This window comes from Rhizobium sp. BR 315 (assembly GCF_050577975.1).
In the GTDB taxonomy this organism is placed as follows: Bacteria; Pseudomonadota; Alphaproteobacteria; order Rhizobiales; family Rhizobiaceae; genus Rhizobium; species Rhizobium miluonense.
In genome coordinates this window covers 1-11916 of the sequence record NZ_JARWKZ010000056.1, presented here as the reverse complement: position 1 = coordinate 11916, position 11916 = coordinate 1, and the positions used below count along the sequence as shown (strand labels likewise).

The 11916-nt window shown below is 59.0% G+C and carries 12 protein-coding genes; 8 read left to right on the top strand and 4 right to left on the bottom strand.

The annotated features are described in order from the left end of the window. Positions 1–96 precede the first annotated feature (96 nt). Positions 97–1536 (bottom strand): hypothetical protein, encoded by a 1440-nt coding sequence (locus QD409_RS30295; protein WP_092855866.1) that lies wholly within the window; start codon positions 1534–1536, stop codon positions 97–99. A 301-nt stretch (positions 1537–1837) separates the two neighbouring features. On the opposite strand from QD409_RS30295, the gene QD409_RS30290 reads away from it, so the two are divergent. The 5 genes from QD409_RS30290 to QD409_RS30270 all read left to right on the top strand — a co-directional run bounded on the left by QD409_RS30290 (position 1838) and on the right by QD409_RS30270 (position 7073). Continuing rightward, positions 1838–2452, top strand: coding sequence for a 50S ribosomal protein L25/general stress protein Ctc (locus QD409_RS30290; RefSeq protein ID WP_430764488.1), 615 nt, complete (start codon positions 1838–1840; stop codon positions 2450–2452). Positions 2453–2692: 240 nt separating this feature from the next. Next, positions 2693–5059 carry an EAL domain-containing protein gene (locus QD409_RS30285; RefSeq protein WP_430764487.1) on the top strand — a complete coding sequence of 789 codons (2367 nt, stop codon included), beginning with the start codon at positions 2693–2695 and terminating at the stop codon, positions 5057–5059. Positions 5060–5073: 14 nt separating this feature from the next. Then, positions 5074–5805 carry a substrate-binding periplasmic protein gene (locus QD409_RS30280; RefSeq protein ID WP_430764486.1) on the top strand — a complete coding sequence of 244 codons (732 nt, stop codon included), beginning with the start codon at positions 5074–5076 and terminating at the stop codon, positions 5803–5805. A 73-nt stretch (positions 5806–5878) separates the two neighbouring features. After that, a complete protein-coding gene (gene pth / locus QD409_RS30275; RefSeq protein ID WP_430764485.1) occupies positions 5879–6598 on the top strand; it encodes an aminoacyl-tRNA hydrolase in 720 nt (239 codons plus the stop codon). A gap of 1 nt (position 6599) precedes the next feature. After that, the gene (locus QD409_RS30270) at positions 6600–7073 is read left to right on the top strand and encodes a GNAT family N-acetyltransferase (RefSeq protein ID WP_430764484.1); all 474 of its coding nucleotides are present in this window, start codon (positions 6600–6602) and stop codon (positions 7071–7073) included. Positions 7074–7089: 16 nt separating this feature from the next. On the opposite strand, the gene clpS is transcribed toward QD409_RS30270, so the two are convergent. After that, the gene (clpS, locus tag QD409_RS30265; protein WP_004116496.1) at positions 7090–7401 is read right to left on the bottom strand and encodes an ATP-dependent Clp protease adapter ClpS; all 312 of its coding nucleotides are present in this window, start codon (positions 7399–7401) and stop codon (positions 7090–7092) included. Positions 7402–7629: 228 nt separating this feature from the next. On the opposite strand from clpS, the gene ychF reads away from it, so the two are divergent. Continuing rightward, positions 7630–8733 carry a redox-regulated ATPase YchF gene (ychF, locus tag QD409_RS30260; RefSeq protein ID WP_430764483.1) on the top strand — a complete coding sequence of 368 codons (1104 nt, stop codon included), beginning with the start codon at positions 7630–7632 and terminating at the stop codon, positions 8731–8733. 21 nt (positions 8734–8754) lie between these two features. Here the strand turns inward: ychF and QD409_RS30255 are convergent, their stop codons facing one another. Then, positions 8755–9879: a hypothetical protein gene (locus QD409_RS30255; RefSeq protein WP_430764482.1), complete on the bottom strand. Its 1125-nt coding sequence runs from the start codon at positions 9877–9879 to the stop codon at positions 8755–8757. Between the two features lie 183 nt (positions 9880–10062). Here QD409_RS30255 and QD409_RS30250 point away from each other — a divergent pair, with 183 nt between their 5' ends. Further along, the gene (locus tag QD409_RS30250; RefSeq protein WP_430764481.1) at positions 10063–10527 is read left to right on the top strand and encodes a MaoC family dehydratase; all 465 of its coding nucleotides are present in this window, start codon (positions 10063–10065) and stop codon (positions 10525–10527) included. Continuing rightward, positions 10524–10991, top strand: coding sequence for a MaoC family dehydratase (locus QD409_RS30245; protein ID WP_092855891.1), 468 nt, complete (start codon positions 10524–10526; stop codon positions 10989–10991). Before QD409_RS30250 ends, QD409_RS30245 begins: the two co-directional genes overlap by 4 nt. 48 nt (positions 10992–11039) lie before the next feature. Here QD409_RS30245 and QD409_RS30240 read toward each other — a convergent pair whose 3' ends face one another. Next, entirely contained in the window at positions 11040–11582 is a 543-nt protein-coding gene (locus QD409_RS30240; RefSeq protein WP_430764480.1) for an adenine phosphoribosyltransferase, read from the bottom strand. Positions 11583–11916 lie beyond the last annotated feature (334 nt).

Genomic DNA, 11916 nt, shown 5'->3' with positions numbered 1-11916 from the left:
TGATGGAAAAACAATGTGAAAACTCGAAAATGCCCGGCAGGCCCTTCGAGCGGAACTATAGTATTGCCCCTGGACACGGCCCGCCCTCGCGCCGCATCAGGGCTTCTTCATCACCTGCCCGTTTACCGTCACCGTCCGGCTTTCGTCCATTGTGACATCCCAACGCAGGCGGCCGTCCGGATCCGTCTTTGCAAAGCCCTTGGCCGCGAGCAGGCTGAAGGAGACCCTGTTCAGACGTGGCTCGGCTTTCGCAGCCTCTTGAATGGCCGAAACGGTCTTGTCGAAATCGCGCGCCAGGATTGTCGCCTGCAGCGAATAGTCGGTGTGAGCCTTGGTTGACCCCTTCAATGTACCCGAGGCCTCTATGTCGTAGACGCCCGAAGTAGCGCTGATCTTTGGAAATTCAAGCGTCCCGTATCCGCTCGGAAACATCGTGCGTTTGACGACCTCACCGGACATCGGCGTCTCCCGCGTCGCAACCGCATCGAGGGCCGTATCGATGAGGCCGGAGAAGTTGATATTGGGCACGCCGAGCTGCACATCCAGCGTCTCGGGCAGGAATGGCGCGTAGGCTGCAGGGATGAGATCCGCGTCCGGGGTGAAATGCTCCGCCCGCAGCTCGAGATTGACATTGGATGCCTTGGTCAAGCCGTCCATCTTGAAGCTGTAGTCGACGCGCTTGACGCCAACCTTGCCCTTGTCCGTGGCAACGGCGGCATTGCTCAGCGTCACCGTTTTGGTGAGCGAGCCGAAAATAGGCAAGGCACGATGTACCAGCTGTTCGAACTTCTCGCTGCCGCTTTCCGAAAGCTGCTTGGTCTTGACGTGCTGCACAAAGAAACGGATGAGCGCGCGCAACTCCTGCGCAGGCAAACTCGTCGCAGTCACATTGCTGATGACGCTGTCTGCGCTGAAGCTGACAAGCAAGCCGCGCGGCAAGGTGAATTGCTCGCTCAAACGCTGCAATGAGCCTTGCATTTGCAGATCGACCTTACCCGTCTCGCTGTTATCGGTCACCGTATGGGCAAAGGAGGCGCTATCGATGGAGGCGTCTACCTTGCGGCCGCTCTTGGCTCCGCTGCCGACGCTGGAGAATTTCACGCCGCTGCTCTTGATGCCCATCGACCGCATCATCTCGATCGCCGGATCGAATATGCCGTCGAAGGAGCTGGAGCCGATCGAATAGGCAATATCGGATGTCGGCGAATGCACGGCGATATCGAGGCTGTTGTCGCCCTTCAGGTGCCACCGGCCCTTTTCGACAGGCTGGGCAAACAGGGATAGCGGCTTGAAACCGGTGACGGAGAGCACGCTGGAATTGATCTTGTCGAAGAACTTCGCGAGATCGTAGGTAATTTCATACTGATCGCCCGCCGGCTTGACGGTCACGAAGTCGCTGCGAATGAGATCGCGCGAAAGCGATTCCGTCAGAACATTGCGGAGATCGGTGGCGCCCTGCTCGCTGATGTCGGCCGCCTGCGATGCGCCGGCAAAGCCCACGGAAAAAATCGCGGCGACGATAACCTTGGAGCGCATGCTCGACCTTTCTCTTTCTGACCCTGATCGATTGGATTCGACTGTTGAAGAGGCCGAGGGTATATGTCAAGGCGTTGATAGAAATGGCGTCGTCGGCTCATAGCGTGAGTTGCAATGTCATCACAGACCTTCGCATTCCGGAGGCGCTTGCACCCTGAGCCACTTTGTATTATACGCCACGCGTCCGCGTAGACACCCTTGGAGGCAACGCGGATGAGGTAGGGCACGCCCTCCTCCAGTTCAGCCGACACGGCAATGGCCGACCGGATGAACTCTCCAAATAACCTCGAAAGGAATAGCTATGAGCCACGAAAGCTACGAGCTCAAGGCCGAGGCGCGCGAACGGGTTGGTAAGGGGTCCGCCCGTGAACTTCGCCGCAATGGTCTGATTCCCGCTGTCATCTATGGTGACAAGCAGGCCCCCATTTCTATCGCTCTCAACACCAATGAGGTGACGAAGCGCATCCACGCCGGCGGCTTCCTCACGACGATCGCTACGATCGACGTCGATGGCAAGAAGATCAAGGTTCTGCCGAAGGACTACCAGCTCGATCCGGTCCGTGACTTCACGGTTCATGTCGACTTCCTGCGCGTTTCCGGCAACACCGCCGTTACGGTCGAAATCCCGGTTCACTTCGAAAACCACGAGAAGTCCCCGGGCCTCAAGGCTGGCGGCGTTCTGAACATCGTTCGTCACGAAGTCGAAGTTCACTGCCCGGCCGATGCCATCCCGGAATTCTTCGCCGTTGACCTCAGCGGCCTGAGGAGCGGCGACAGCATCCACATCTCGAACGTGAAGCTGCCGAAGAACGTTACGCCCGTTATCGCCGATCGCGACTTCACGATCGCAACGATCGTAGCTCCGGCTGCCGGCCTTGCTGAAGAAGTAGAAGGCGGCGAAGAAGCCAGCGCCTAATCGGCCTCTTCATCGTAAACATTCGAACCCGCCTCCCTTTGGGGATGGCGGGTTTTTTCGTGCATGGCGATAATATTAGAGAAAGTAAAAATAAGGACTTCTTGAATCTATACTTTCATTCATTTCCATTAACCCCAGAATTTCAGCAACATTTAACGGATTCATGAAAATCTGCGCGAAAGGGTTGTAGGGAACGGTGCCCCAAATCCGCCGGCCTATGACTGGGGAGCAAACTGAACGATGAGCCATTCGGTCGAAAACAGGTTTTTCGCGATCGTCTGTGGTGCGCTGCTGGTTTTCGTAGCGCCGCTCTTCATTTTATTCCTCTTTCTGTCTTCCGAACGCGCGGAAAAGGAAATTAAGGACCATATCACCGTTCTGCTCGTCGCCAATGCTCAGGCACTGGCGAAGCCATTGTGGGACCTGGACGAAGACAGCGTGACGCAGATCAGCGCCACGACAGTCGCCGAGGGTGCGATCGTCAGGGTGAACGTCCGTGACCTTTCCGGTCAGCTCGACGTTACGCAATCGACCATCCCGAAATCCTACAAGGGCAATCTGGAAGCGGTCTCCCGTGCGATCATCTACAATGGCATCGACGGCGCGAAGAAACTCGGCACCATCACCGTCTATTACCCCGTGCTTGGCCTTTTCGACGGGTTGAAGAATGAAGAAATCGTCTTCATCTCCATCTTCATCTTCGCGGTGCTGACGGTCTTCGGTGCAGCGTTGATCGGCAACCGCATTTTCGTCATTCAGCCGCTGATGCGGCTGACGCACGCCGTCGAGGCCACGCGCCGACTCGGCTCACGTCATCACGTCGACTGGCAGTCGAACGACGAGATGGGCCGGCTCGCCAGCAGCTTCAACGACATGCAAAGCAAGCTGCAGCGTGAAGAAACGGAACTGAAGTTTGCCCATCGCCGGGCAACGGACACCTATAATCTGACGCCCGCCATGCTGTTCTCCCTCGACAAGGACGATTGCATCGCCGCCGTCAGCAACTATTGGCTCGCAGCCACCGGCTATGATCGGGCCGAGGTGCTTGGGCGCCAGTTTGCAAGCCTCGTCCTGCCAGAATCGCGCTCGGAATATGCCGAACGCAAATACGGCAATCTCGACAGCGCCGCGCGCCTTGCCGTGACGGTGAAATTCCTTTGCCGGGACGCGCGAGTGATGGATGTCTTGATCCTCGAGACCACAGCGATCCAGGACGGCCTCTCGCTTTCAGTCATGACCGACGTTACCGAGCTCAAGCAATCCGAGGACCGCAATCTGCGGCAGGCGATCACCGATCACCTGACCGGACTTCTCAACCGCCAGGGCTTCGAGACGGCGCTCGACGCCAAGATCAACGAGTCGGACCTGCGCCGGTGCGAACTCGCCTGCCTCTTCATCGACCTCGATCGCTTCAAGTGGATCAACGACAATATGGGGCACGCCGCCGGCGATGCGGCGCTGCGCGAACTCGTCTCCCGCCTGCAGCAGTGTTTGAAACCCGGCGATATTGCCGCCCGCCTGGGCGGCGACGAATTCGCGATCCTGCTGCTGGCGGAAGACGCCGAAGCGAGAGCCTTCGAGATGTCGGCACTCATTGCCGAAATCTTCGAGGCGCCCTTCGATGGCGACGCCCGCCTCAGCGCCAGCATCGGCATCGCGATATATCCGCGCCAGGCCGCCAATGCGGCCGAACTGCTGCTGAAATCCGATATCGCCATGTATGCCAAGAAGCGCGACGGCAAGAACGGCGCGCAGATCTTCAACAATGACATGCTCGACATTTCCCGCCGTCGCGCCGAGCTGGAAAGCAATATCGAAAGCGGCCTCAACGAAGACTGGTTCGAGGCCTATCTGCAGCCGGTCGTGAACGTCGACGACCGCGCGATTGCCGGCTTCGAGGCACTGATGCGCCTGCATCACCCACAAAAGGGAATTCTGCCCCCTGCCCACATCATCGAGGTGGCCGAAGAGACCGGATCCATCATCCGCATCGGCAACCGCATCATGGAAAAGGCGATCGCCACTTTCGCAAGGCTGTCGCGCTTTGACGGCATGCAGGACACCTACCTCGCCATCAATTTTTCGCCGCTTCAATTCGAGCCGGAGCTGCCGGTGCGCATCGCCGCTCTGCTCTCGCGCTACGATATTTCACCGCGACGCATCGTCGTCGAGATCACCGAAGCCGTGCTCATGGATGACAATCCGGAGACGCGCATGGTCGTCAACGAGCTCTGCCGTTATGGCTGCCGTATCGCGCTTGATGATTTCGGCACCGGCTACTCGTCGCTGAGCTACATCAATCGCTTCCCGGTCGACATCATCAAGATCGACCAGTCCTTTATTCGCGCAATCAACGACACCGCTTCCGATGTCAGCGCCAAGAGCCGCATGCTGGTCGAAAGCATCACCACGCTGTCGCACAAGATGAACTGCACGGTTATTGCCGAAGGCGTTGAAACCGAAGAGGAATGCGCGACCTTGCGCACCATGGGCATCGATTACGGCCAAGGCTATCTGTTCTATCGACCGCTGCATCCGGACAATCTGATGAACGCGCTTGCCGTCCTGCAGCAGGATCGTCTATCCCCAATAGCACAAGCGTCATAGCAACGAGGACCCGCATGCGAAAGCAGCTATTCATCCTTGCAACCAGTCTGTTTTCGCTGACTTTTCTCTCTCCTGCCCGCGCAGAAACCGTCCATTTCACCACCGAGGAATACCCCCCTTTCAGCTATCGCGACGGCAAGACGCCTGTCGGGGCAAGCACCGAGCAGGTGCAGAAGGTGATGGCGGCGATCGGTGTCGACTACACGATTACGGTCCTGCCCTGGGTCCGTGCCTATAATCAGGCGCTGACGGACCCCATGACCTGCGTTTTCTCCACCGCGCACAATGAAGAACGCAATACGCTCTTCAAATGGGTGCAGCCGTTGCTGATCGACCGCAACATCCTGATCAAGCACAGCGGCTCGAAAGTCGAAGCCGCAAACCTCGACGAGGCTAGGAAATATCTCGTAGGCACCTGGCGGGAGGATTACACGGAAACGATATTGCGCCGGAACAATTTCCCGCGCATCGACTTGGGCAGCGACTTCAAGGCAAGCCTGAAGAAGCTGATCAGTGACCGTATCGACCTGATGCCGATCTCGGAATTCTACTTCGACAAGTTGAAAGAAGAAGGCAATGCGGTGGAGAAGGTAACGGTTCTCTCACAACAGTCCTTGGGGATCGCCTGCCAGAAGGATTTCCCCGCTGACCTCCTGGCCAGAATGCAGACGGCGTTGAATGCGCTGATTGCCGATGGAACGCAGAGGCAGATTTTCCTGAAGTACGGCCTGCACCTCGACAACTGACCGCATCCCGCCTTGACTTTGCCGCCAAATCCCTGTCGTGAAGGGCATCGGTATTTTCCAAGGGGTGAAGCGCATGCTTCTCATCGCCGGCCTCGGCAATCCGGGCGCCAAATATCAGGGCAACCGCCACAATATCGGCTTCATGGCCGTGGATGCGATCTACCGCCGCCATAGCTTTTCGCCCTGGTCGAAGAAGTTCAAGGCGGAGATTGCCGAAGGCGAGCTCGGCGGCCAGAAAGTGCTGCTCATCAAGCCGCAGACCTTCATGAATCTCTCGGGCGAAGCAGTCGGCGAAGCCATGCGCTTCTACAAACTCCAACCCTCCGATCTCGTGGTGATCTACGACGAACTCGATCTGGTCGCCGGCAAGGCGCGATTGAAGACCGGTGGCGGCCATGGCGGTCACAACGGCATCAAATCCATCGATGCCCATGTCGGCCGCGAGTATCGCCGTTTGCGTCTCGGCATCGGTCATCCCGGTGCCAAGGAACTCGTGCACAATCACGTTCTCGGCGATTTCGCCAAGGTGGACCGAGACTGGCTTGAACCCTTGTTCGATGCGCTTGCGGATAACGCCGACATGCTGGTGCGCGGTGAGGATTCGCAACTGATGAACAAGATCGCGGTCGCCCTGGGCGGCAAGGCGGAAGACGACGCGCCGAAGCCGGAGAAGAAGGCGCCGACAGCCAAATCGCATATTCATCAAGCCCGCAATCACAGCCAGCCGAAAATTCCGGAAACCGGCCCCATGGCGGAAATGCTGAAGAGGATGTTCGGCAAGAAGGACAATTGAAATGCTTGATGCAGCCGTCAAGGACGCCGCAAATCTCTTCGTCCGGCCGATCGCGAGGGCGGACCTGCCGGGGCTGCTTGCGCTTTATCAGCACCTGAACACCGAAGATCCGATGCTGAAGCAGCAGCTGGCGGAAAGCCGCTTTACCGAAATCCTTGCCCATCCCGGCATGACGATCTTCGCGGCCTTCGACGGCGAATTGGCTGTCTCCTCCGTCACGCTGGTGGTCATTCCCAATCTCACGCGCGGCGGCGCGCCCTATGCCTTAATCGAGAATGTAGTGACGCACGCCGACTACCGCCAGCGCGGCCTTGCCGGCGCGGTCATCCGCCGGGCGATAGAGAGCGCCTGGGAAAAAAGCTGCTATAAGGTCATGCTGCTGACGGGGTCGAAGGATCCGGCAACGCTGCGCTTCTACGCCAATTGCGGCTTCACGCAGGACAAGACCGGTTTCCAGGTTCGCCGCCCGGCTTAACAGACGCCTAGCGTTCCTATTCTTCCGGCTCGGTCGTGAACATCAGCGGGAAGCCCGCGCTTTTTGCAAGATCGACAGCCTCCTGGGCCTTCGTCTCGGCAATATCGCGCGCACAGACCATGACAACGCAGGTTCCGAGCTTGTGCGCCGTCATCATGACGCGATAGCCGGTCTCCTCGCTCATACGGAAGACGGCCTTGAGCACCATGGTGACGAACTCCCGCGGCGTATAATCATCGTTCACGAGAATGATCTTGTAGAGCTTCGGCCTCTCGACCTTCGGCTTCGTTTTAGGCTTTGGTTTCAGGACAACATCATTGTCACTCATCGGCATCACCGTTGACGACAGGGGAAACAAGCTTTGGGCTAATCGGTGCATTATAGTGCAGTGCACCACATCGTTCAAGGACGGTCGTGTCAGGGAGACAATACGACCGGCGCCGCGTAATACCCTTCCATCAGCAGAAAAGTGGCTCTTTGCATGCCCAAGACTTGACCCGCAACGGCCCTTCCCCCATAGGCACTGCAAAGATTTTCAAGATATGGACAAGGTGCCATGGGTTTCAAATGCGGTATCGTCGGACTGCCGAATGTCGGCAAGTCCACTCTGTTCAACGCGCTGACCAAGACGGCGGCCGCGCAGGCGGCGAACTATCCGTTCTGCACGATCGAGCCGAACACGGGTGAAGTCGCGGTTCCCGATGCGCGCATGCGCAAGCTCGCAGACGTCGCCAAGTCGAAGGAGCTGATCCCGACGCGCATCTCCTTCGTCGATATTGCCGGCCTCGTGCGCGGCGCATCGAAGGGCGAGGGCCTCGGCAACCAGTTCCTCGCCAACATCCGCGAAGTCGATGCCATCGTGCACGTGCTGCGCTGCTTCGAAGACAGCGACATCACCCACGTCGAAGGCCGCATCAATCCTGTCGCCGACGCCGAGACGATCGAGACCGAGCTGATGCTCGCCGATCTCGAGAGCCTTGAGCGCCGCACCGAGCAGACGCGCAAGCGCGCCACCGGCAAGGACAAGGAATCCATGGCGATGCTGCCGATCATGGATGCTTCCTTGGCATTGCTTCAGGAAGGCAAGCCCGTCCGCACGCTGCTGTCGAAGCTGGACGCCGAGGAAATCCGTATCCTCAAGGGTCTGAACCTGCTGACCTCGCACCCTGTGCTTTACGTTTGCAACGTCGCCGAAGGCGATGCGGCGACCGGCAACGAGCACACGGCGGCTGTCGCCGCCATGGCCAAGGAGCAGAATTCGGAAGTCGTCATCATCTCCGCCGCGATCGAGGCGGAAGTCGCACAGCTTCCCGATGAAGAGGCGAAGGAATTCCTCTCCGCACTCGGCCTCGACGAAGCCGGTCTCGATCGTCTGATCCGCGCCGGCTACAAGCTCTTGCACCTCATCACCTACTTCACCGTAGGACCGAAGGAAACGCGCGCCTGGACGATCGAGCGGGGCACCAAAGCACCGCAGGCTGCCGGCGTCATTCACTCGGATTTCGAGCGCGGCTTCATCCGCGCCAACACCATCGCCTATGACGATTACATCGCCTACAACGGCGAAACCGGCGCAAAGGAAGCCGGCAAAGCCCGCGACGAAGGCAAGGAATACGTTGTCCAGGACGGCGACGTCATCCACTTCCGCTTCAATACCTGATCGCCTCTATCTTGCCGGCGCCTATCTGAGCGCCGGCAATCTCGCCTGCATGCCGGCGGGCAAACGCCGCACGATGAGGCGGCGCAGATCGGCCCAACCGATACCGATCACAAGCACGACCAGGCCGACAATCATCAGCACCAGGAAGCCGACCTTGTCGAGACCGGCATTATTATGCCGAAGGATGGCCGCCGTCGCGAGGCCGAGCGACACGAGCCCTGCGGTCACGAAAGCGCGGCGATCGATGACGAGCCCGATCAGCATCATCACCAGGACCGCCACCAGAACAGTCACCGCTTGCATATAGCCTCCGAAGAGGGCGTCGGTGAGATTGGTAAAGACGATGCCACCGCTGGCAAGCTCCAGGCGCAGGGCCAGAAGGACGGTCGAATAAAGCAGCGCCGGTGCGGTTGCGAGATGCAGCCAGAACGCCACGTCGGACCGGCGGGTCACCCTGCACGGATCGCTGAGATCGAAACGCATCGCCAATGCGAAGCTGCCGAGCGCGGTCACCAGCAAGATCATGAGCGTCTGGATTGGATAGTCTGCCGGCACATTCGAGGAGCCCGTCACGGTGCCGGCGACATAGAAGACCACTGCAAGGAACAATCCGAACAATGAGAACAAGAATAGCGCCAGGGAAAGCGGGACCCGGTAGCGCCAGTAAAACAATGCGAGCATCGGTGGGAAGGGCGCCGCCAGGATAAATGCGCCGACAGTGAAATTATCGACCAGCGCCGGCGTGGAGGAGACATAACTCACTACCGCATGGAAAAGCCAGACGACGAGCGCGATGGTCAAGACCACGGCGGGAAGCGCCAGGCGTTGACGGCGTACGAGGATTTCCGCCAGGACGACGATCGCCAGCAGGGACACATACCGGCTCGTCAATCCCCATAGCCCGACCAGCAGCACAATGACGCCGATGGTGATGAGCACATCGTGAAAACCGCGCACGAAACGCGGCGCTTCCGTATCTTCCAATGGGTTGGAGTCATCAAGCGAGCGCGGGGCCGAAAGATCCTGACGTATTGGTAACGCGCCGATATTCCTCGCGGTCAGGTAAGGCAGCAATCGCTCGGCCTGGCTGGAGGATATGATCCCCTCGCCGGCGGCATCTTCCAGTGCGATTTCGAGCTTGCTCATTTTCATTCCCAATACGTCTCGCCACTACAAGCCTCAACACATCGCCGCCATACAATCAAGAGCTGCCGGGCATCAATGGACAATCTCCTTTTGCTGTGACCCGCTATCGCCATGAAAATGCTTGCGCCACCACTCCGGGCCATGCGATTGCCCTTGGGCAAGATGTGGAGGACGACAGAAGACATGACGAAACTCGTCTACGAAGACTTCCAGCCGGGACGGGAGTTTCCGCTCGGCCCCAAACATATGACGGCGGCGGAGATCATAGAATTCGCGAGCGAATTCGATCCGCAACCGATGCATCTGGACGAGGAAGCCGGACGCGCCAGCATTCTCGGCGGCCTGGCCGCTTCCGGCTGGCATACCTCGGCGGTGTTCATGCGCATGATGTGCGATTCCTACCTGCTTGCGACCGATGCGCAAGGCGCGCCGGGCATCGACTTCATGGAGTGGAAAAAGCCCGTTTTGGCCGACGATACCCTGTCGGGCCGGTCCATAGTGGTCGAGGCCCGTGCCATGCGCTCTCGCCCTGGCATAGGCATCGTCAAGTTCCGCCACGAGATAGAGAACCAGCGCGGCGAGCTCGTCTGTCTCGGGGAGAACGCGACCATGATCCGCATGCGCGCCGGCACGAGGGTATCGGCATGAAGATGAGCGAACTCTATGCCATCGGCGAACGCGCCGAGATCGGCAGCCATACCTTCACGCCCGAAGGCATCATCCACTTCGCCTCGCGCTTCGATCCGCAAATCTTCCATATGGATGCAGAAGCGGCCAAACACTCATTGTTCGGTGGGCTCTGTGCTTCCGGATGGCATAGCTGCTCCATGTGGATGCGCAGCTTCGTCGATTATTGGAAGTCCGAGACGGCCAGACTGATCGCCGAAGGCAAGACACCTCCCAATCTCGGCCCCTCACCCGGCTTCAAGAACCTGCAATGGCTGAGACCGGTCTTTGCAGGCGATACGATCACCTATGGCGTCGCCATCCTCGGCAGCCGCCCGCTGGCCTCGCGCCCCGGCTGGACGCTCTACACACTCGCCTGTGACGGCGTGAACCAGCATGGCACCCCGGCCCTGCGCTTCGAGAGCACCGTACTGGCCTTTGAATAGCGACCTGCGGGGCCGTTCGCAGCGGCCCCATCGGTCTTTGCAACACGCTCAGTGTCCGGAAAATTCCACCAGCGTATGAACCGGCACATCAAGCTCTTCGAGCTTCTTGCGGCCGCCGAGGTCAGGCAGGTCGATGACGAAGCATGCCGCGACGACTTCGGCTCCGATCTGGCGCAGGAGCTTCGTCGCGCCGACGGCGGTGCCGCCCGTTGCGATCAGATCGTCGACCAGGATGACCCTTTCGCCGGGATTGACCGCATCGCGATGCATCTCCATCTCGTCGACGCCGTATTCCAGGCTGTAGGCGATCCGGACGATATCGTGCGGCAGCTTGCCCTTCTTGCGGATTGGCACGAAGCCCGACGACAATTGATGCGCTACCGCACCCCCGAGAATGAAGCCACGCGCTTCCATCCCGGCGACCTTGTCGATTTTTGCGCCGGCATAGGGCTGTACCAGCGCATCGACAGCGCGTCGAAACGACCTGGCATCGCCAAGCATCGTGGTGATATCACGAAAGATGATGCCCGGTTTGGGATAATCCGGAATGGAGCGGATGCTGGCAGCAAGCTCCGAAACGATAGTGTTCATCAAATATAGTCTCTCAGGCTGTGATAGGGCCGGCGGCACCCTATCAATATGCAGGCGCTATACCAACAAAAAAGGCGGCCACGAACAGCCTGTGTGAGAAGTCCGGCAAATCAATTAAGGTGGCCGCATTGGAAACGATGCGGCCATTTTCATGGGATACATTTCAGGGACTGATCGGGGTCAGACGTCGCTGTTGCCAGCCCGGATCGAGGATTACGTTGCGGCAGATGCTGCGGTGCGGGTGATCGATGCCTTTGTCGATGGGCTTGATGTTGCGCAGCTCGGATTCAGGCGAGCGGTTGAGGCCTCGACAGGTCGTCCCCCCTACGATCCG